The sequence below is a fragment of the Aeoliella straminimaris genome (genome assembly GCF_024054565.1).
GTDB classification, from domain to species: Bacteria; Planctomycetota; Planctomycetia; order Pirellulales; family Lacipirellulaceae; genus Aeoliella; species Aeoliella straminimaris.
On the sequence record NZ_JAMXLR010000077.1, the window covers coordinates 100,384 to 121,238 of the forward strand.

The window sequence follows — 20,855 nt, forward strand, 5'->3', positions numbered from 1 at the left end:
CCCCGCATGTGTTTTGGGGCGCCGAGTTGGACCAAAACCCCCCCCCTTCGCGATTCACTTCTTCACCCACTCACTTACTAACCTACTAACCTACTAACACGACCACGGGCCTGACGGCCCCCGCTCGCTGGTTGTGGGGATAGCGGTCCCCAACTCCATTGGACCAAACCGGCCCGCGGATTCAACGACGATTTTTGGACAGTTCGTGTTTAGAATACCCGGCGTTAATCGTGGATTCTAACAAGGGGTATCTGGTGGAATTTTACGTATGGGACTACCTCGACTATACACGGGCGGCGAGAACCGGTTATGCAGAGTTCAAGACACTTAGTCGAGACTCCACGGGACGCAGAAAGCTCAGTAAGAATTTTCCCTCGTGTCCGCACTGCGGTGTACGTATTGGTTACTTGGTTTGGCTACCGCCGTTCCGTATCAAACTCACTACCACCAAGCTCGGAGATTTGTGCACCGACGGTCTTACCATTCTGGTCAGCAAGCAATTTCGCGAGGCTTGGCAGCAACGAGTTTTGAAAGGAGTTGAGTTTGTCACGGATCCGGTAAAGACCGACACGCGTAAAGGCGAGCTGATGGAGTATCAAGTCGTTCGAATTCCAGATGTCATTACCCGCTTGGACGAATCAGCCTCTGGCTTAGAAATTGAGAAGATGGATGGCTGTGGAAAGTGCCGTGCCGCAAATCGGAAACGAGTTCGACGAATTCGCGTTGATGAAAGCAGTTGGGAAGGTCAAGACGCCTTTCACCCCAGCGGACTATATGGCGTTACCTTGGTCACTTCACGATTCGTGGAGACGGTTCGAGACTTCCAGTTGACAAATTTCCATTTCATACATCAAGACGATTATTTCGAGCCAAAAACATACGACCATTCACTCTAATTCACGACAACGGAATCATAGTGAAGCAATCGGCGGAATATCTCAGGTCGCGTGGTTGAGTGATGCCGGGTCAGCCGCCACAAACATCCATGGCCGCCGCCTGACAATCCGGTTTTCAATTCCCGGGCAATTTAGTACCGGACGGGTCGCACACAGATAAGTAGCCTCCGCTTGTTGCTCGCCTCGCCCACTCCACACATACAACGAGCCCGCTTGCCACATGTGGCAGGCGGGCTCATTAAGTGTCGAGAAGTGGGTGTAGAGATGCTAGTTGCTGGTCGTTAGGCCGAGCGGCGGCTGGCGATGCCCAGTCCCACTAACGCCACTGCAGCGATGCAGAGGGTACTTGGTTCGGGGACGGCTGCCGAGACTTCGAACGAGCTGACGTTGATTTCGGCCGTTCCATCGCCGGCCTGGATGCGAAGTCGGTTCACCGCGACGTTCGGATCGTAGGTGCGAAGAATCGTATCCGAACTCGTTCCGTCGCTCACGGTCAGCGAAGCGTTGCCCGTATCGTAAGCGTAAGTGAACGTGCCGGTAACCGCTTCGGCTCCGATGGAGGAGACCACGAAGCCACTGCCCCCGGCGAAGCCGTCGAGCCCCCAACCGGTGCCCGGAATGTCGTTGCCGCCGGCGGGATCGCCGACGAAGAACTTCTCGTCGCCGCCCACATACAGCGAGATGCCCGCGTAGCTGTTGCCGCTGACGCCATCGCTGAACATGGTGCCGCCGGTATCCAGCGTCGTGAATGTCATCGTCAGTATTTCGCCCGGCCCCAGCGCGCGGGTGAAGTCGACAAAGCTGCCATCGTGGGCGCCGCCGAACTGGGCGGTATCGAAAGCACCGCTGTTGATCTGGCCATTGCTGGACCAGGTGCCACCGACGTCGGCCATGCGGCCACCCAGAGCAGTGCCATCGGGTTCGTTGAATTGATCGGCGCCGATCACCTCGGCGGCGGCCGGGTTGGCGAAAGCGATCACGCCGCCAACGAGGAGAAGGGTAAGAGCGTAACTCGTCGTTTTCATTAGATTCAGTCTCCGAGAAGAAAAGAGATACTCTCGCTAGCGCGGCGTTCTGCCGCCATCTGCGGCACGGAAACGCCTCCAGGGCGGTGTCCCCAGGGCGCTGACCCCAGGGCGCTGACCTACGTACGGACAGACACCACCTGTGTGAAAAGCCAATTCCACCCGTCATTATTCAATCTGGGAACGGTGTTTGCGACGCCAAAAATCTCTAGAAAGAGAAAATTTTGGCTAGATACCGCTACCAGCCAAGGGAAGACTGCCCCCTCTGAGAAGTTGCTGAGGGCGTCAAATCCTATCGGCAGCAAAGGAGACTAACATCTCGCGATGTCATCAATGCCCCGCGAAAAGTAAGCTGCTTGCTTCGCCGGGTGCAGCCAGATCGGCGTCTCCGTGGTGCGACCATCATGTGGTGCGGACCCGATACCGTTAGTCCGCATTCACTGGCTCAACGTCGCTGGCGGTGCGATGGACGCGGCGGTGAATGGCCAAGGCAAGGAATCCTGCCAGGACTCCTAACCATAAATACAGTGTGCTGTAGAAGACCACGCGAAACTCAGCGCTAGTGGGGACGCGCGGAACGGCGTCGACATTAATTCCCGCTTCCTTAGCCTCTTGCATTGTGTGGAAGATGGGTCGGCCATCCGCTGTTCGCTCCACAATCCGATCGCCGCCGCGGTAGTCTCGCCTATAGTAGGTCAGTCCGTCGGCCGAATGAATTTGCGATCGAAGAGGGTAGTAAGTATAGCGTTCGAAGGCGATGCGCCATTCCGGAAGAGGGGCCTTTGACCAGTCGGTAAGCCATAGCGTGAGAATGACCCCCAGAAATGCCAGGGTAAAGCTCCGACTGCGAGCGTTTCCTCCAGCAGCAAAGCAGATCGCAAGGAGCATGGCCAGGATCAACAGTGCCGGTGCCAGCCATTGGGCGATCAGCGACGCGGAACCAATCAACCACAACGAGATACAGAGCGCGGCAGTGAGGGCTCCGGCAGTCTTCAGCGACACACGCATGGCAAAACGGTACTTCCTGTGGAGTTCTCGAACCGATGCTTCCCGTTGCCCAATGTTACTGGAAGTTGTCGTCGGGGTGGGGGGGGCGGCTGAGGGTTTGGCGGCCACCTTGGCTCGACTTCGTACAACCTACCCTAGAAAAAACGACAGCCTGGAACGGGGGCTGGTGCGGAATCCACCCGTCCAGGCTGCCTGATACCGCTCGCGCGGCATGTGGGACGCTGTTTTTCTAGTTAGGTATAGGCGCGGAGGTAGCGTCGACTACTCGGAATTTTTGCCGAGCACTCGGGGAGTAACGCTACACGCAGATGCGACTCGTGCTAGTTGCCCGAGCCACTCGAACCGGGGGTGGAACCACCACCCAGGTCGCCGGCTGTCCCACCAGGTCCACCACTACCTTGAGGAGTGGAGCCGGCACCCGGACCGTTAGGCTGGGGAACGCCAATTCCGCTTCCGGAGGCTGGATTCTGGGGACGTCCGATACCCGAGCCGGGGTTCACGCCTCGCGGTGTACCACGTCGGTTCTGGTAGGCGGGATTGCGCCCCTGCGAGTCGAGGTCGCTGGCCGTACCAAAGAAGCTCTGGTCGGAGAACGAAAATGGGCTGCCATTCATCTCCGACATCATCTGACGCTGTTCGTCGTTGACGATGCCGTCCAGGTCGGAGGCTGTTTGCTGGCGTAACTGGCGAAACTGGCGCATCCGCTCGGCGGGGTCGCCCGAGTAGTTCCGCAACTCAGCCAGGCGGCGATTGTAGCGATCCTGCAATTGCGCAATCTGCGCACGCTGCCCGGAGTTGAAACCGAAGTACTCCACGTAATCGGGGTTGCTAAAGGCGTTGATCCCCATGTACTGACGCTGCAGTTGGTCGTAACGCTGGCGCTGTTGCTGGTTGAAGTGTTGCTGCGTCAATGCGTCGACGTCACGCCGATAGGCATCGCGATACTCCCGCGCCAATTTGCTACGCTGCTCGAGTGCCTTTTCTTCATCGGACTTGGCCGCATCGAGCTTCGCTTGACGCTCCTTATGGCGTTGCCATACCGCGCTGTAGTCGTCGTAAAGCGGGCCTAGTTCGGGATCCTCGATGCCAAGTTCGTTCTGCACCGAATCGTCCAAAAACCACGGTGTTGGCGTTCCATCTTCGTCTCGGGCCGTGCCGTCCGACGAAGTACGGGGCGTAAGTTCCTCCTGCCGGCGAGCTTGAGCGCGTGCCGTGGGAGAACCGTTGTTGCGAATGCCGAATCCTTCTTCCAAGTCGCCCTGCTGGGCGCTGGCCGAGGGTGGTAGCAACAGCAGCGCACTGGTCGTTGCCAATACACCAAATTGAGGGAGATATCGCATGGCACTGTTTCCTCGTGTTCCAGGTTATGTCAGGCGGTGCTGGTACGAACCAGTGATTTCCGCCAGTGCCTGATACGAGGAAGCAAACGGTGTGCCAGTGAGCGGCGGGCAGGGGGCGATAGCTTGACGTTGGGCTTTTGGAACGCCGGCTTAAGAGAGGACGTCTTCGAATGTATCGCGCAGTTCTTCCGGCGACACGTTACGCAGCGACTTGCCGCGATTGTCGAGTTTCTCGGTGACGCGAATCACCGTTTCGCGCATCATGCCGTGTGTCTCTTCCGAACCGCCGGCGAGCACAAAGTCCTTGGCCCGCGTCAGACGCTTGTGGCCATCCTCGGCATCGAACGCCAGGCCCAGCAAAACGGGCGCCTGGCCTTGGGAAGATCGTGACTTCGCAGGTCGGTTCTTGTCAGACATGGCAATGAAGCAAGGGAGGAAAGGGCGGCAAAAATACCCACGCTTGGCGCGTGCAGGTATTCTAGGCCGCCTTTCGCCTGTGGCTACCCCGTACATCCAGGGACATCTAACGACGCCGGGTCATCTCGCGAAGAATGTCAGCTGCCGCTTCGCGGCTGTCCTTGGCCATCTTGGAGGGGATGGGAGGAAGCTTGCCAAACGACTTCTTGCTGCCCTTGCCCTTGGGGTCTTTCGCGTCGGGCTCTTCTTCGAGCACGTCGGCGTTTTCCTCCGTTAGCTCGGGGGCCGGGACATTCACCGGAGCGATCTCGGGCATGGTCTGCGTTTCGTCCATGCGGAACGAACGCGTCTCACGACTGGCGGCCGACTCGTCCGAGGGATCGGGACCCAACAGCCAGCGGCTGATGTCGTCTTCGAACTCGCCCGGCTCGTTCCCGGTGCCAGTAGAGCGTGAAACCGCTTCGCCGACATTGGCGACCTTGGGCTTTTTCTGGCTCTTGAGGTCCTGGCCCAGGTCGACGCGGAACTCCAGCGTGCCGACACGAACCATGTCGCCACCTTTGAGCTTGACCTCCGCGGCAATCTTTTCGCCGTTCACGTAGGTACCATTTCGGCTTCCCAAGTCACGTATGGTGAGGCCTGCGTCGCCGCGCAAGATTGCGCAATGGTGACGGCTGATGGCCTCGCTGCCGGTGCGGAGCGTACAGTCGCTCGCCCGGCCGATGACGAACTTGCTTCGCTTCAGCGGTATTTCCGTGCCCTGCTTGGCTCCTGCCAATACTACTAACTTCATTGCCTACTCCTGCCTCATCTGCACTCAGGAAATGAAATGACTACATGAATAGTCCGAATGGGGGGTGAGCACAGATCTACAGTAACAGGTGGTTCATCGCGGCCCGAATTGGAAAAGTGGCGACCAGGAAAGTCGTCCTTGCACCTTTATCGGCATGGTCGGCTCGGCAGTATGATGGAGATTAGGATTTGATATAAAGGTTTACCGCCAAGCTGGCCTATACTTTAAATCTTAGTTGGAATCAGTAAAGCAGGCCTGCCCCAAAATCGCCATTTTTGGAGCGAATTCGGGAACTTTCCGGATAACCGAAAGGCGGGACTACTTCCCATCGCGCAAGTGAACAACTCTTTTGCGCCAGACGACTTAGGAGCAAACGCCGCGCCTATCGGCGACGAGTCCACGAATCGTTGCCAAACTTGTCCGTTTCCACGGCCCTAATGGCTTTTCGTTCGCCAACGGAAAAGGGCAGGGCCTTGGTCAATTCGAGGCCAAGCTGGTCGGCGACCGAGCTAGTCCAAAGTTCGCCCAACTGCTGGGCGTTTATTCCTTGGCCGGTTAGCTCAGCCACACCTGGTAGCTCTGGCGCCTGCGGCGACTGGGCAAGCAGCACGCCGCCGTGTTGTAGCACCGCACCGCGATGCTTGCGTTGGGCGCTGCCGCAGATCTTGAAGCTACCATCGGCCACCAGCGGGTTGGCCTTCGATGTGGTTGATTTGGGGTCGGACGTGTAGATCACGTCGCCCTTAGCTCTACGTAAGAAACAGAGAAAGGGTTCCCCATTTCCACGCGCGTCGGTTTCCCGGCATCGCGTGAATTCCGCCCCTACGGGTTGGACAATCTGTGTGAGTACGGCAATCAGCGAGGTGTGCGCAGCGTCGTAAAGCTGCTGGGTACTCTTCGCAAGCGCGTGACCTGGAGGAACCGCCAGGCTGTAGGTCAGCTCGCGGTCGTGCACCAGCGCCCCGCCACCCGAGGCGCGGCGAACCACAGGGCAGTCGAGGCTCGTGGCGTGCGACTGGCGATCTTCGTACGCCTGGAAGTAACCAAGCGACAGCGTGGCCCCGCGCCACTGGTACAGCCGCAGCGTCATGACGCCCTCGTCCGCGGCCCGATTGAGCAGCCACTCGTCGACCGCCATATTCCACGAGCCCGGCTGCGGCGGGTCGACGATGAGTTGGCACTCGGTCATGGGATGGATGTCACGTAGAGACGCGGAGACGGCGGAGGGAGGAATATAGGAACGCGGATGGACGCGGGTTGGGCAGGATGTTCGCGGGTAGCGCGGGAGTTTCACGCTGAGGCAGCTTTGGCCAGTCCATTTAAGAAGGCAGCCGATTTATGGGAAATGCACAACAGACGCGACTAGACTATGTGTCTCACCATTCTTGCGGCAAGTGTTCGAGCTTCTCGATTATCTCATCGTAGTCGCGAGCTGAATTCGTGAAATCTTCAATTCCGTAGTAGCCATTTGGATAATAGCACAGCACTTGGCCGACATAGATGAGGTCGTCAGTTCCATGGATACACCACTCGTGCTGCTCCTCGATATCCCATTCGGGGACGGCATAAACTACAACCAGTTCGGGGCCTTGAGCACGCACTGACTCGACTTCGACATGTCGCCAAATATGCTCAGGGCGTTTGATGACTGGGACTGTAGGAGGCGTTGCTGCAATCGCATCCACCTTGTCCAGATAGTCTGCAAAACAAGCGCGTTCTATTCTAGTACGGAGCGAATCGGACCACCGTTCCATATTCGCTAGAGCTAAATGCTCTTCACCAGTGGGCTCCGTGAAGTCATCAACTACTTTTACTTCGACGTTGAGCCAAGGAAATCTCACTCTAGAAGGGGGCTGATGACACATAGGAGGACCTCTGTGCGCTGCGACAATCGTCAGTGCTCTATGGCGTTTCGCCAGTTTCTAGCCACTACCGGTCGCCGATGCCAAAACCACCTCGGCTTCATCGTCAGGAATACCATCTCTCACGTTCAAATCCGCGACAATCCTGCCAAATCCGCGCCCCATTCCTCTCTGCCGTCTCCGCGTCTCCGCGTGACACCCCTACATACAAGCCAAGCACGGATTCCGCGCGGCCGCTACTTCGTTGGGGCGGCTGATGCTCGTGGTGTGGGGGGCGTCGTGCAGGAGATCCGGATCTTCTTCGGTGATGCGGAACAAGGTTTCGGCAAACGCGTCGAGCGTGTCCTTGCTCTCGGTTTCCGTCGGCTCGATCATGAACGCTTCCTTCACCGTCAGCGGGAAGTAGACCGTGGGGGCGTGGAAGCCGTAGTCCAATAGCCGCTTGGCGATGTCCATCGCCGTGATGCCTTTCTCGGCCTTGAGCTTGGAGACCGTGGCCACGAACTCGTGCATGCACCGCTCGCCCTGCGGCACTGGCAGGAAGTGCTTTACCTTGGCCAGCAGGTAGTTGGCGTTCAGCACCGCGTTTTCGCTCACCTCTCGCAGACCCTGCGGCCCGTGCGTGCGAATGTAAGCGTAAGCCCGCAGCAGTACGCCCGTGTTGCCGAAGAACGCGCGAACCTTGCCGATCGACTTCTCGGGATTAACGAGCTTGAAGTACGCTTCGTCAGAACCAGTCGATTCCTTCTCCACCACGGGGCCGGGCAGGTAGGGGGCCAGCTTGCCCGTGACGCAGATCGGTCCGGCGCCGGGGCCGCCACCGCCGTGGGGGCCGCTGAAGGTCTTGTGGGGGTTGTAGTGCTGCATGTCGGCGCCGAAGTCGCCGGGGCGGGTGATGCCGAGGATGGCGTTCATGTTTGCCCCGTCCAGGTAGATCAAACCGCCGCGGGCGTGCACTTCGTCGGCCAGCTTCTGCATGTTCGACTCGAAGATGCCCACCGTGTTGGGGTTGGTGATCATGAACACGGCAATCGTGTCGTCGAGCTTGGCGTGGAAGTCCTCCATGTCGACGCCGCCGTCGATGTTGGTCTTCACGGTCACGGCCTCGAAACCCGCCATCGCGGCGCTGGCCGGGTTGGTGCCGTGGGCGTTGTCGGGCACTAGCACCTTCTTCCGCTCTTCGCCAATGTCCTTGAAGTAGGCCGCGGCCACCAACAGTGCGGCGAGCTCGCCATGCGCACCGGCCGCCGGTTGCAGGCTGCAAGCCTCGAGGCCCGAGATCTCCTTCAAGATCTCCTGCATCTCATACAGCATCTCGAGCATGCCCTGCTTGGTCTCTTCGGGCTGGTAGGGGTGCACCTCGGCAAAGCCGGGCATGGCGGCCGCCCGCTCGTTTCGCTTGGGGTTGTACTTCATCGTGCAACTGCCCAGCGGGTAGAAGTGCGTGTCGACGCTCATGTTGAGCTGCGACAGGTTCACGAAGTGACGCACCACCTGCGGCTCGGTCACCTCGGGCATCGCCGGCGGGGCGTCGGCCAGCATACTGGCGGGCAGCAGCGACGAAGGCTCTGCACTCGGCACATCGCAATCCGGCAGTACCGCTCCCCGGCAACCAGGGCGAGAGAGATCGAAAATCAGTTTGGTGTCGCGAGTATTCTTCATGTTCTTTTTGGTTGAACCGCCAAGGAGGTTCTAGTGGCGAGCCGGAACGCCACGTCCTGGAGATGCAGCGCCCGGAGTTAGGTTGGTTTGGTTTTGTTGTTAACCACGGAGTGCACAGAGGTCACGGAGTTTTTCGAACACTAATCTTCGCTAATAACAAAATTAGTGAGGATTAGCGTAGATTAGTGTTCCTCGGTTCTTCTCTGTGCGTCTCTGTGTCCTCTGTGGTGGGTCTGTTCTCGATGTCAAACGGCGGGCTAGTTGCGGTCTCGGTTATGCTCCGGCTGGTGGATACCCTAGTGGTCGGCAGCGGGTATTATGTTTACTTTTCTTCGTCAAAGGGCGGGAGGGCTTCAAGGTACTTTGATGTAGTCTCCGTCTCCTCTGTGGTTGGTTTCCGCAGTGTAAAGCTACTAGTAAAAGACAATTTCATCGGAGGAGTATTCAACAGTTCCGTGGCAGGGAGATTCATAGTCATCGATATGCTCTTGGGCATGATATTCCGTTTATGCAGCAGTTCGTCAAGCTTCAGCTGTGTGCCCGCAGGAAGTCTCTGAAGTTGCATTGCCTTGTGTATCGCATTGAGTCGATCGTATTTGTAGAACCTCGACCGATCCTCCTCCGATATGTTTGGCATTGCAACGATGTCGTAGCTAACGAACTTCCCCTCCACAGTGAGAGTGGAGTTGCTTGCGGTGATCTTGAATTCCGGGGTAAGACCTTCACGAATGAATTGCTTCTCTTCCTCGCTTGAAGCAGCTTCAAGTGCCTTTTCGAATCTCTCTATAATGAGTCGCTCAGCTCTTTTCCAATCGGATTTACTCACCCACTTTCGCTCATTGAAGTCGTACCAACACTTCTTGTCGAGATTGAAAACAACGGGTAGATAGTTGTCTTGATCACCATTCACGTTCTTAGGAGGAACGGAGAAAGCGTAAGGTCCGCTGAACAAAACACGGCTCTGCGACTCCCTTTTCTCACCATTAACCTCTACAGAGACTGAATGATATAATGTCGAATGATTAGCGGGCTCAGTCGCCATCACGTTGCTTGGGACTACCGGTGCGCCACCAAAGGTGATTGCAAGCAGAGCGAGGGCTCCGGGGGCCATAGAGTATCCTCTGAAAGGTAGGCGTTTTCTCATTTAGCACTCTGCCTGACCGATGTGTCGAGCCCTTTTATTTCTTTATCGCTCAGATGGCCGGTTGCGAGCGATATCAGCTCTTGTGGTCTTTGTATATTGGTTGTTCAACTCCGGGCGCTGACGCTCCCGGCTCGCCTTAGATCCCCGCTTGGATCAACTCGTCAGCGGCGGCTTTGGCGGCGCCGGTTTGGAGCACTTCGACCAGGGCGTCCATCTGGGCTTTGGTTCGCTTTTCGGTCACGCACACCAGCATGCAGTCGGCAAGGTTCGGGTACCAACCGCCGAGCGGGATGCCGGCCAGGTAGCCTTCCTTGGCGGCGTCGGCCACCAAGGCTTCCACGGCGCCCTCTTTGTCGCGGACCACGAACTCTTTGAACGTGGGAGCGTTGAACACCAGCTCGAAGCGGCTCGTGGAGTCGAGCTGGTCGGCCAGGTAGCGGCTCTTCTGCAGGCACAGGTTCGCCACGTCCCTGAGGCCGCCGGGGCCGACGAGCGACAGGTAAACCGTTGCCCGCAGGGCGAACAGCGCCTGGTTGGTGCAGACGTTACTGGTCGACTTCTCGCGGCGGATGTGCTGCTCGCGGGTCTGCATGGTCAGGGTGTAGCAGGGATTGCCCCGACGGTCGGTCGTTTCGCCTACCACTCGGCCCGGCAGGCGGCGGATTAGCTTGTCGGTGCAGGCCAGGATACCGAGCACGGGGCCGCCGTAGCTGATAGGCGTGCCAAGCGACTGCCCTTCGGCCACGGCAATGTCGGCGCCCCAGTCGCCAGGCCGCTTCAGCAGCCCCAGGCTGATGGGATCGAACACGCCGATCATCAACGCGCCGGCGTCGTGGGCCACTTGGGCGATGGTTTCGGCGTCCTCCAGCGCGCCGAAGAAGTTCGGATGCTCGAGCACCACACAGGCGGTCTGGTCGTTCACCTCGGCGGTCAGCTCTGCGACGTCCACCGTGCCTTCGGGCGTGCCAACGGTCACGACTTCGACGCCCAGGTTCGCCAGATAGGTGGTGACCGTCTGGCGATATTCGGGATGGACACTCTCGGCCATCACCACCCGCCCGCTGCGGCGGGTCGAGTCGACGGCCATCAGCACGGCCTCGGCCGTGGCGCTGCCACCGTCGTACAGGCTGCTGTTGGAGACATCGAGCCCCGTGAGCCGCGTGATGAGCGACTGGTACTCGAACATTGCCTGCAGGTTGCCCTGGGCCACTTCGGCCTGATAGGGGGTGTAGCTGGTGTAAAACTCGCTGCGCGACCCAATTGTGTCGACGGCCGCCGGCACAAAGTGGTCGTAGCTGCCACCGCCCAGGAACGACACGGCATTACTGGCGTGCAGGTTGCGTCCAGCCAGTTCGCGGAGATGTTGCTCCAGATCCAACTCGCCCAGCGCCCGGGGAATGTCCAGCGGACGATTCAGGCGGAGCTCGTCGGGAATGGACTTGAACAGTTCATCGATCGACTCGGCGCCGATCGCCGAAAGCATTTCCGCCTGATCTTCGGGAGTGTTGTAGAGGTAAGGCATGGGGGAATTCGGAACTCGGAATTCGGATTGCGGAATTAAATGAGATACGGAAGCACGGGCTGCCAAATGCGATTCCGCATTCCGCATTCCGCACTCCGCATTTAGTGTGCTTCTTCTTCGCACGCCTTTTGGTAGGTGGCGTAGTCCATCAGTTTGTCGAGACCCGTCTCGCTGGCGAGCTTGATCTTGCAGACCCAGCCGGCGCCGAAGGGGTCTTCGCTCAATGTTTCCAAGGTATCGGGCAGGGGCTCGTTGATCTCGACCACTTCGCCCTCTACGGGACTATAGAGGTCGCTCACGGCTTTGACAGACTCAATTTCGCAAATCGAGTCGCCTGGCTTCACTTGCTGGCCAACTTTCGGCAGTTCCATGAATACCAAGTCGGTCAGCGCCTCAACGGCGAAGGCCGAGATGCCCACCGTGGCCACCTTCGAGCCACCTTCCTCAGCAAGCGACACCCACTCGTGTGTCTTGGCGTACAGCAAAGTCTCAGGATTCATCGTTTCTTGCTCCTGTAGGGGGCATTCTTGGGGAAGGTGTCACGCAGAGACGCAGAGGCGCGGAGGAGGGAGGGGAGCTAGTCTGCAGCGCCGTTTGCAATCCGAGTGATACCGTCCTTCATCAGGTTGACGTTGAAGTTTAAAAGTAGACCGATCTTCTTGTCGGTCAAACGGAGGTAGGTAAGCAGCTGTTTTTTGTGAACGGGTGCAATCTCTTCGACTGATTTCAGTTCAATGACCACTTGGTCTTCCACAAGCAAGTCAATTCGAAAACCGGCTTCGATTCTTACTCCAAAGTAAGTAATGGGTAGCGGGACTTCTTTTTCGACTGTAAGCCCTCGCTCCCTCAATTCATACGCCAGGCACTGTAGGTAAACCGATTCGAGCAATCCAGGTCCAAGGTGGGAATGTACCTTGACTGCTGCGTCGACAATCTGCCTCGTTATGTCGTTAATCTCCAATTCTTCTCTCTGCGGTCTCTGTGCCTCTGCGTGACACACCTTTACTTTCCGCGTTGGTAAAACGGCAGCGGGACGACGGTCGCGGGGAGTTGGGTGCCGCGGATGTCGACGGAGAGGGGGGTGCCGATTGCCGACACGGCAGGCTTTACGTAAGCCATGGCCAGCGGTCGTTCAAATGTAGGCGAGTAGGTGCCGCTGGTCACGGTGCCGACCGGCTTGTCGCCTTCCAGCACCGGGCAGCCATCACGGGCCGCGCGGCGACCGTCCATCTGCAGGCCGACTCGCACTGGGCGAGCCCCTTCGGTGGCGCTCACCAGGGCGTCGCGGCCAATGAAGTCGCGGTCTGGCAGGTTCACGGCAAAGTCGAGCCCCGCCTGAAGCGGATTGATGTTTTCCGAGAGCTCATGACCATACAGTGGCATCCCCGCCTCGAGCCGGAGCGTGTCGCGGGCGCCCAGGCCGACGGCCATTCCCTCCGATTCTTCGATCGACTCGTGCAGCGTTTCCCAGATCTCCACGGCATTCTCGGCCGGGCAGATGATCTCGCAACCATCCTCGCCGGTGTAGCCGGTGCGGCTCAGGTAGCAGTCGTGGCCCAGCACGCGGGTGGCGATGCCGCGGTAGTACCGCAGCGAGGTCAGCTCGCAGTCGCACAGCGGGTCGGTCTTCTCGATGGCCAGCGGACCCTGCAGGGCAATCATGGCCGTGCTGTGGGTGAGGTCCTCGGTGCGGGCGGCGAACTCCACCTGGCGATCGACCAGCCAGTCGAGAATCTTCTGGCGGTTGCTGGCGTTGACCACCATGTGGAACGATGGCGGATTGGGCATGCTCTGCAGTTCGCCGTCCCAGCGATAAACGAGCACGTCGTCCAGTATGCCACCGTCGGCGTTGCACATCAGGCCATAGCGAATCTGTCCCGGTTTCATGTCGGCGATGCGACGAGTCACCATCGCGTCGAGGAACTTCGCCGTATCGGGACCATGGAACGCCAGGCGACCCATGTGCGAAATGTCGAACAGGCCAGCGGCCGTACGGGTAGCGTTGTGCTCATCGACAATGGACGCGTACTGCACCGGCATACTCCAGCCGGCGAAGTCGACCATTCGGCCGCCATGCGCGGCGTGCCAGTCGTGTAGCGGTGTGTGAGCCAGGTTCGCAGTGGTCGGCATGGGGGGGACCTCGGTGGGGAGGGGGCGCCGAGAGACTTCGGGTGCAGGAATACCGCATTCTAGCCGGCCGCACGCCACTTGCCAGGGGTGAGGTGCGAAGGCGGAGTTCGGAATGTGGAATCTAGGGCGAGAGAAACGGCGGTGCATTCCGCCATCCGCATTTGACTTACCGCTTTCGCTTGCCCTTGCGACCTTTCCCTTTTCCTTTACCCTTGCTCTTGCCTTGGCGGTCTTTGCCAGGCGTGGCGCTCGATCGACTGGTTGGTGCGCGTCCGCCGCTGGTGTGGCCCAGCATGCGGAAGTCGAGTTCGCGGGCTTCCACGTCCACGGTGGCCACCGCCACGCGGACGATATCGCCCAATCGATACGAATTACCAGCCTGGAAACCCGTGATCGAGTGGCTATCGCGGTCGAATTTGTAGTAGTCGTCACCCAGGGCCGAAATGTGGATGAAGCCCTCGGCCGGAATGTCGCGGCCTACCACAAACAATCCAAAACGCTCGACGCCGGTGATGATGCCCTCCATCTCCATGCCGATCTTGTTTTCCAAGTAGTGCAGCAGCTTTACCTTGGTGAGCTCCCGCTCGGCGTTGGTGGCCCGCTGCTCGCGTTCGCTGCAATGGTCGCCCCAGATAAAGTAGTCCTCCATCTTCTGCGGCGGCTTTTGGCCTTCGTTCAGCGCGTTGATCAGGCGATGGATCGTCAGGTCGGGATACCGACGAATCGGCGAGGTGAAGTGGCAGTAGCAATCGGCCGCCAGGGCGTAGTGGCCCTCGTCCTCGGGGCTGTAAATCGCTCGCTGCATCGAGCGGAGCACCGCGTAGTTCACCGCGTGGCGGCGGGGATCGCTTTCAACGTTGTCGAGCAGCTTCTGCAGTTCGAAGCGGCTTTCGAGGCTGTCGACCTTGAAGCCCAGGTCGCGGACGAAGCTGGTGAGTGCCTTGAGCTTGCGGCTGTCGGGATCGCCATGCACGCGGCGCAGGAAGATCATTCCCTCGTCCCGCAGCTTAGTGGCCACCGCGATGTTGGCCGCCAGCATGAACTCTTCGATCATCTGGTGGCTCTCGGTGTTCACCTCGACGTGGGCGCCCGACATCTTGCCGTCGTCGTCCAGGTCGATCTCCACCTCGGGCATCGAGAGCTCCAGCGCCCCGGCATTGAATCGGCGGGCGCGGAGAATCATCGCCAGCTCGAACATGTCGCCCAGCAGCGTGTCGACTTCGGGCTTTAGGGTGTCGACAACTCCCTCGGCTTTGCGGGCAAGGGGGCGATCCACCAGTTTCTTGACCGACAGGTACTCGTCCACTTCTTCGTAGGTGAACCGGCGGCAGCTTTTGATGGCGCTCTTGAACACGTCCACGGCCACCGGTACACCCTCGGCCGATAGTTCGATTTCGCAGGTCATGGCGTAGCGAACCTTGCCGGGTTGCAGGCTCGCCAGGTTGTTCGAGATGATCTCCGGCAGCATCGGGATCACCGTGTCGGGCAGGTAGACGCTGGTCGCTCGGTTGTAGGCTTCGCTGTCGAGTGTCGTCTTCGGCGGCACGAAGTGACTGACGTCCGCGATGTGCACGCCCAGCAGCCAGTGGAAGCCTTCGCCGAACTTGCTGTCAATTCGCTTCAGCGAAATGGCGTCGTCGAAGTCCCGCGCAGTGGCCGGATCGATGGTGATGATGGTCTCGGCCGTCAGGTCACGGCGATCGGGGCCAATCGACTCGTCGAACTTGTCGGCCTGCGCGTGGGCGTCGGCAATCACTTCGTCGGAGAATTCGCCCGGCAGGCCGAATTCGTAGATGATGCTGGTGGTATCGACACCTGGCTCGCCCTTGCCGCCCAGCACCTGGACGATCACCGCTTCGCCATCGCGGCTGTGCGAAGGGAAGCGGACCATGTCGATCACCACCTTGTCGTCCGGCTTCACACCCTTGGCACCGGGGTCGCCGACGTAGATGGGATTGGTGAACACCTTGCCGTCGACCTCCACCAGTCCCATATCGGCCCGCTCGAAGTAGGTGCCGACGAACTGGCTGGTGGAACGTTCCACCACGTCGATTACGCGTCCCTCCGGCTTGCCCTTGTAGCCCGACTGTTTGTCGATCTTGATGCGAACCGTATCGCCGGTATGGGCGTCGAGCGCGGCCTTCTTGGCGATGTGGATATCGGCATCGCGGCCAGCGCTGGCCTGCGTGCCCGCAGGGCGGACGAACCCCTCGCCGGTCGACACCCGGCGGAAGGTGCCGACGATCTGGTTCGAGGTGTCCTCCCGCTTGGGTTTCTTCTTAGGCGCCAGGTTTGCCCGCGAGGGATGATCCTCGTCCACCGGCAGCACCAGGTGGTTTGGCCCGTACTCGAGCTCGCCGGCCTTTACCATCTTCTTGATGGTCCGCCGCACCGCCTTGATGCGGTCCTCCTCGATCAACCCCAGCCGCTCGGCGATCACCACCGGCTTAATCGGCTTGTAGGCCGGCTGATTGGTGTAGGTGAAGATGGCAACGCGAAGATCAGAATCCATCTGGGAGGGGCTGGGGGCTAGGGGCTAGGGACGAGGGACTCTAACGCAAGAGCCCCAATAGCTGGCGAGCGACGCCTCGCCGGACAGTCCTTTCATCGTACTCTTTATCCAGACCCGGTGTTAGCCGGTGGAGTTCACCCCAGCGAGCCGGAAGCGTCACCGCCCGGAGTGAACCACCGAGGAATTTTCAACCACGGAGAGCACAGAGGTCACGGAGAAGAGTTGGAACACTAATCCACGCTAATAACCACTACTTGTGTTAGCGAATATTAGCGCCGGTTAGTGTTTGATATGCCATCGGAACGGCTATTGATTCGCTTCAACTACGCGCCTCACCAAATCGGCACCTTGCTGCATATATTCTCGGATCGCAGGATCTTCGACATCAGATAGAGACTCCGATTCCATCACGATGATTTCTCCGAGCTCTACAAGCTCAGGATCGAGTGACGCACCTTTCGCTCCGTGGGCGATTACTATCTCGGTCAGGGAGCCAGGCACGTAGTCTTCCATATGTGCTGGTGGGCCCGCTTCCAGGTAATTTCGACACTCGATTTGCAAAGATGTTTGTCGGTGGCCGCAACCAGTCGTGACAACGAACAATGTGGTCGCCACCAAGATCCATTTCATCGTGTGTGGCATTGCAATCTCCTCTGCGCTCTCTGTGTCCTCCGTGGTGATTAAGCCGTGCCGCCGGCCTTGGCTTTGTTCATCGCCTGCAGCTTCTTCTGGTAGCGGCCTTGGACGATGTCGACTACCACCAGCACGGCGATCACGAAGTAGAAGGTGCTCTTGGCCATCGGCTCGACGATGTAGCCGAACAGGTGCAGGTGCGCCAGGTGGCCGCCTTCGGAGATCAGCAGCACGCCGACGATGAACAGGATGAACAGGCCGAGCACCTCGTACAGGCGGTTCTTCTTCAGGAAGGCCGACACGGTATCGGCCAGCACGATCATCAGTACGCCGCTGATGACGATGGCCACCGCCATGATCCAGAAGTCGTGCGTCAGGGCCATGGCCGACAGGATCGAGTCGAACGAAAACACCAGGTTCATCAGCACGATCCAAAAGATCACGGCGCCCACGCTTTTGCGGCCGCCCTCTTTCACATCGTGGCCCGGTTCGTCGATGGAGATCAGGTGATGAATCTCCTTGACGGCCGTATAAAGAATGAACGCCCCACCGGCCAGCGAAATCAGACTGTGCAGCGTGAACGCCCCGGATGTGTCGTGGTCTTTCGAGAGCCCCGGTATGGTGAAGCCAAAGAGCGGCTCCTGCACGTACTCCAAAACGCTGAGAATCACAAACAGCAGAATGATTCGCAGCACGATGGCAATGCCAATGCCCAGTCGCCGCACGTACGCCTGCTTCTCCTCGGGCGCCCGCTTCGACTCGATGGAGATGTACAGCAGGTTATCGAACCCCAGCACTGCCTGCAGCAACACGAGCATCAGCAGCGTGAACAAGCTATTCAGGGGATTGTCGATGATCGGCTGGAAGGAGAACATTTCCATCGGCAAGATGGCCAGGCTGGGGAGCATTGATTGGTGCATGGCGACGAAATCCATGTGGGAGGCGACGAAAGCAAAGCGGAGCGTAATGTATCAAAAAAAAGCCGACGAGGTGTAGCTCGTCGGCTATTGTTGCAGGTGAGTGATGTGCGTGGCGTGAAATTCAAGCACTGCGTTTTGGCAGATCCTGCGGGTCGCTGAACTCCCCCCCAGGATGACAAGACTTACTCACCTACTCACTCTTCCGTCACTCCCTTATACAACTTCCGCCCCAAGTTGCCAAAGTACTGTGTCCAGTTGCTGTCGGAGTTCGGGCAGTCGGCGATCAGGGTGCCGAAGCTGTTGATTTTGGCGTCCAGGTTGTCGAGGTGGTGCAAGGCGACCGCTTCGAGCGTCATCGGCAGCTTGGCGCTGCCGTATTCGTACTCGCCGTGGTGGCTGATGATCATGTGCTTGATTTCAATGGCCAGCGGCTTGGGGAACGGCTCGCCGGAGAGCCGCTCGGCCTCCACAATCTTACTGTCCAAGAGACTCATCGCCATGACCATATGCCCCAGCAGTTGGCCTTCGTCGGTGTAGCCAATCTCCCGATCGTACGACAGCTCGTCGATCTTGGAAGCGTCGTGCAAAAAAGCGCCGATCAGCAGCTTGTCTTCATCGATCTGCGGATACCGCGGGGCCACCAGCAGCACCAGTTCCATCACGCTCACCACGTGTTCCAGCAGGCCACCTTTGTAGGCGTGGTGGTTCTTCATGCCGGCTGGGGCGGTGGTGAACTTCTTCATGAACTCGTCGTCCATCAGGAAACACTCGGCCAGGTTCTTCAGCTCCGGTGTCTTGATGCCGCGGAGGAGCTCGGCCAGCCGCGTGGCGTACTGATCGATCTCGGCCGGCTGCCGGACCATGAAGTCCCCCTCATCCACCTCGTCGGGCCGAGCGCGGCGGATCGAGTTGATGATCAGTTGCATATTGCCCTGGAACAACTGCGTGCTGCCATCCACCAGCACGTAGTCGCCATTGTCGAAGTCCTTGTAATCCTTCTCGCTCGCATTCCACAGGCGGGAGTCGATCGAACCGCTGCGGTCCGCCAGCTGCAGTTGCAGGTAGTAATTGCCGTTGCGGTTGGGCCGCAGGTTCTTGTCGCTGGCAAGGAACGTCTGGTGAACGTGCTCGTTGTGGGCCAATTGGGTCGCGTAACGTCGGGACATTTGGGAGGATTCGGGGGTCAGAGGTCGGGGGTCAGGGAACCCAGGGTAACACGTTTTCTCGGTCGGAAACTAGCCGACGAGCTCCGACCTGCCCGTGGCCAGACTCGGATTTAACTGAACATGCGTGTGCTTTAGAATGTCGAATCTTGAAACCCTGACCCCCAACCCCCGAAACCCGACTCCTCATGGCCAAGACCGCTATCACCCCCACTCGCGAGCAAGATTACCCCGAATGGTACCAGCAGGTCATCAAAGCCGCTGATCTGGCCGAGACTTCCGACGTCCGCGGCTGCATGGTCATCAAACCGTGGGGCTACGCCATCTGGGAGAATATGCAGCGGAAGCTGGACGACATGTTCAAGGCCACCGGGCACGAGAACGCGTACTTCCCGCTGTTCATCCCCATGAGCTTCCTCGAAAAGGAAGCCGAGCACGTTGAGGGATTCGCCAAGGAATGCGCCGTGGTGACGCACCACCGGCTGGTCGATAATGGCTCCGGCGGCCTGATGCCTGATCCCCAGGCCAAGCTCGAAGAACCGCTGATCGTTCGCCCCACCAGCGAGACGATTATCGGCGCCACGTTCGCCCGCTGGGTGCAGAGCTACCGCGACTTGCCCATCCTGATCAATCAATGGGCCAATGTGGTCCGCTGGGAGATGCGGACCCGCATGTTCCTTCGCACGGCCGAGTTCCTCTGGCAGGAAGGCCACACGGTGCACGCTACGAGCGAGGAGGCCCAGGAGGAGACTCGGCAGATGCTCGACGTGTACGCCGACTTCGCCGAGAATTACATGGCGATGCCCGTGATCAAGGGGCGCAAGACCGCCGGCGAGCGGTTCCCTGGCGCCGTCGACACGCTTTCGATCGAAGCGATGATGCAGGATCGCAAAGCCCTGCAAGCTGGCACCAGCCACTTCCTGGGTCAGAACTTCGCCAAGGCGCAGGACATCAAGTTCCAAAGCGAGTCGGGTGACCTGACCCACGCTTGGACCACCAGTTGGGGCGTCTCGACGCGGCTCGTCGGTGGATTGATCATGAGCCACGCCGACGACGATGGCATGGTTATCCCGCCCAAGCTGGCCCCCGCGCACGTGGCGATTTTGCCCATCTACAAGAACGACGAAGAGCGAGCCGTGGTGCTGCCCTACTGCCAGTCGCTCAAGGCCGAGCTCGAAGCCCAGACATTCGACGGCGCGGCGGTCCGCGTGAAGCTGGACGATCGCGACATCCGCGGCGGCGACAAGAAGTGGCAATGGGTGAAGCGCGGCGTTCCGATCCGCGCCGAGATCGGCCCCCGCGACGTGAAGGGCGAGGGAGCGTTCGTCGCCCGTCGCGACATTGGCGGCAAAGGCACCGGTACGCCCCGCGGCGAACTGGTCGCTGGGATCACCAAGATGCTCGAGGAGATGCAGCAGAACCTGTACGACCGGGCCGCGAAGCTCCGCGAAGAGTCTACGGTCGAGCTCAACTCGATGGACGAGTTCCAGAAGTTCTTCGCCGAAGACGCCCCCGGTGGCATGGCCTACTGCCACTTCGTCGACGGGGCGGAGATGGAAGCGAAGCTCAAAGCGATGAAGCTCACCGCGCGCTGTATTCCTCTGGATGGGAAAGAGGAAAAAGGCAAGTGCATCTTCACCGGCGGCGAGAGCCAGCAGCGCGGGGTATTTGCGCGAGCGTACTAGGGGGTTGATAGGGCTGGTTCAAGGGAGAACCGCGTAGTTCGTTGACAGCGAAACGTGGTGGTGTTATTTTGTTCACGTTCTGGTGAATGGAGTCACTTCCCCCTAGCCGGACCGCCACGCGGTCCGCGAACAAGTCTCCCACA

19 protein-coding genes are annotated in these 20,855 nt (G+C 59.2%); 2 read left to right on the forward strand and 17 right to left on the reverse strand.

Features of this window, described 5'->3' with window-relative positions; genetic code table 11:
* Positions 1–254 precede the first annotated feature (254 nt).
* The gene (locus tag NG895_RS22715; RefSeq protein WP_252854833.1) at positions 255–896 is read left to right on the forward strand and encodes an imm11 family protein; all 642 of its coding nucleotides are present in this window, start codon (positions 255–257) and stop codon (positions 894–896) included.
* Positions 897–1,177: 281 nt separating this feature from the next.
* Here the strand turns inward: NG895_RS22715 and NG895_RS22720 are convergent, their stop codons facing one another.
* The 17 genes from NG895_RS22720 to NG895_RS22800 form a co-directional block, all read right to left on the reverse strand.
* Entirely contained in the window at positions 1,178–1,921 is a 744-nt protein-coding gene (locus NG895_RS22720) for a PEP-CTERM sorting domain-containing protein (RefSeq protein WP_252854834.1), read from the reverse strand.
* 426 nt (positions 1,922–2,347) lie between these two features.
* Positions 2,348–2,929, reverse strand: a complete 582-nt coding sequence (locus NG895_RS22725) for a hypothetical protein (RefSeq protein WP_252854835.1) — start codon at positions 2,927–2,929, stop codon at positions 2,348–2,350.
* Between the two features lie 320 nt (positions 2,930–3,249).
* Positions 3,250–4,269 carry a hypothetical protein gene (locus NG895_RS22730; protein WP_252854836.1) on the reverse strand — a complete coding sequence of 340 codons (1,020 nt, stop codon included), beginning with the start codon at positions 4,267–4,269 and terminating at the stop codon, positions 3,250–3,252.
* 150 nt (positions 4,270–4,419) lie between these two features.
* On the reverse strand, positions 4,420–4,686 hold the full coding sequence (locus tag NG895_RS22735) for a hypothetical protein (RefSeq protein ID WP_252854837.1): 267 nt from the start codon (positions 4,684–4,686) through the stop codon (positions 4,420–4,422).
* A gap of 106 nt (positions 4,687–4,792) precedes the next feature.
* A complete protein-coding gene (locus NG895_RS22740; RefSeq protein ID WP_252854838.1) occupies positions 4,793–5,479 on the reverse strand; it encodes an FHA domain-containing protein in 687 nt (228 codons plus the stop codon).
* 382 nt (positions 5,480–5,861) lie between these two features.
* Positions 5,862–6,668 carry a lipoate--protein ligase family protein gene (locus NG895_RS22745; protein ID WP_252854839.1) on the reverse strand — a complete coding sequence of 269 codons (807 nt, stop codon included), beginning with the start codon at positions 6,666–6,668 and terminating at the stop codon, positions 5,862–5,864.
* Between the two features lie 187 nt (positions 6,669–6,855).
* Positions 6,856–7,320, reverse strand: a complete 465-nt coding sequence (locus NG895_RS22750; RefSeq protein WP_252854840.1) for a DUF6985 domain-containing protein — start codon at positions 7,318–7,320, stop codon at positions 6,856–6,858.
* A 222-nt stretch (positions 7,321–7,542) separates the two neighbouring features.
* Positions 7,543–9,003, reverse strand: a complete 1,461-nt coding sequence (gene gcvPB, locus NG895_RS22755; RefSeq protein ID WP_252854841.1) for an aminomethyl-transferring glycine dehydrogenase subunit GcvPB — start codon at positions 9,001–9,003, stop codon at positions 7,543–7,545.
* Positions 9,004–9,325: 322 nt separating this feature from the next.
* Positions 9,326–10,114, reverse strand: coding sequence for a hypothetical protein (locus tag NG895_RS22760; protein ID WP_252854842.1), 789 nt, complete (start codon positions 10,112–10,114; stop codon positions 9,326–9,328).
* Between the two features lie 169 nt (positions 10,115–10,283).
* A complete protein-coding gene (gene gcvPA / locus NG895_RS22765; protein WP_252854843.1) occupies positions 10,284–11,669 on the reverse strand; it encodes an aminomethyl-transferring glycine dehydrogenase subunit GcvPA in 1,386 nt (461 codons plus the stop codon).
* 101 nt (positions 11,670–11,770) lie between these two features.
* A complete protein-coding gene (gcvH, locus tag NG895_RS22770; protein ID WP_252854844.1) occupies positions 11,771–12,169 on the reverse strand; it encodes a glycine cleavage system protein GcvH in 399 nt (132 codons plus the stop codon).
* A gap of 77 nt (positions 12,170–12,246) precedes the next feature.
* On the reverse strand, positions 12,247–12,630 hold the full coding sequence (locus tag NG895_RS22775) for a GxxExxY protein (RefSeq protein ID WP_252854845.1): 384 nt from the start codon (positions 12,628–12,630) through the stop codon (positions 12,247–12,249).
* A gap of 41 nt (positions 12,631–12,671) precedes the next feature.
* Entirely contained in the window at positions 12,672–13,799 is a 1,128-nt protein-coding gene (gene gcvT / locus NG895_RS22780) for a glycine cleavage system aminomethyltransferase GcvT (protein ID WP_252854846.1), read from the reverse strand.
* A gap of 166 nt (positions 13,800–13,965) precedes the next feature.
* Entirely contained in the window at positions 13,966–16,311 is a 2,346-nt protein-coding gene (gene rnr / locus NG895_RS22785; RefSeq protein WP_252854847.1) for a ribonuclease R, read from the reverse strand.
* A gap of 306 nt (positions 16,312–16,617) precedes the next feature.
* Positions 16,618–16,953, reverse strand: coding sequence for a hypothetical protein (locus tag NG895_RS22790; RefSeq protein ID WP_252854848.1), 336 nt, complete (start codon positions 16,951–16,953; stop codon positions 16,618–16,620).
* A gap of 38 nt (positions 16,954–16,991) precedes the next feature.
* The gene (locus NG895_RS22795; protein ID WP_252854849.1) at positions 16,992–17,864 is read right to left on the reverse strand and encodes a TerC family protein; all 873 of its coding nucleotides are present in this window, start codon (positions 17,862–17,864) and stop codon (positions 16,992–16,994) included.
* 194 nt (positions 17,865–18,058) lie between these two features.
* Complete coding sequence (locus NG895_RS22800; RefSeq protein ID WP_252854850.1) at positions 18,059–19,030, reverse strand: 3'-5' exoribonuclease YhaM family protein; 972 nt, start codon at positions 19,028–19,030, stop codon at positions 18,059–18,061.
* A 185-nt stretch (positions 19,031–19,215) separates the two neighbouring features.
* On the opposite strand from NG895_RS22800, the gene proS reads away from it, so the two are divergent.
* Entirely contained in the window at positions 19,216–20,712 is a 1,497-nt protein-coding gene (gene proS, locus NG895_RS22805; RefSeq protein ID WP_252854851.1) for a proline--tRNA ligase, read from the forward strand.
* The last annotated feature ends 143 nt before the right edge of the window (positions 20,713–20,855 follow it).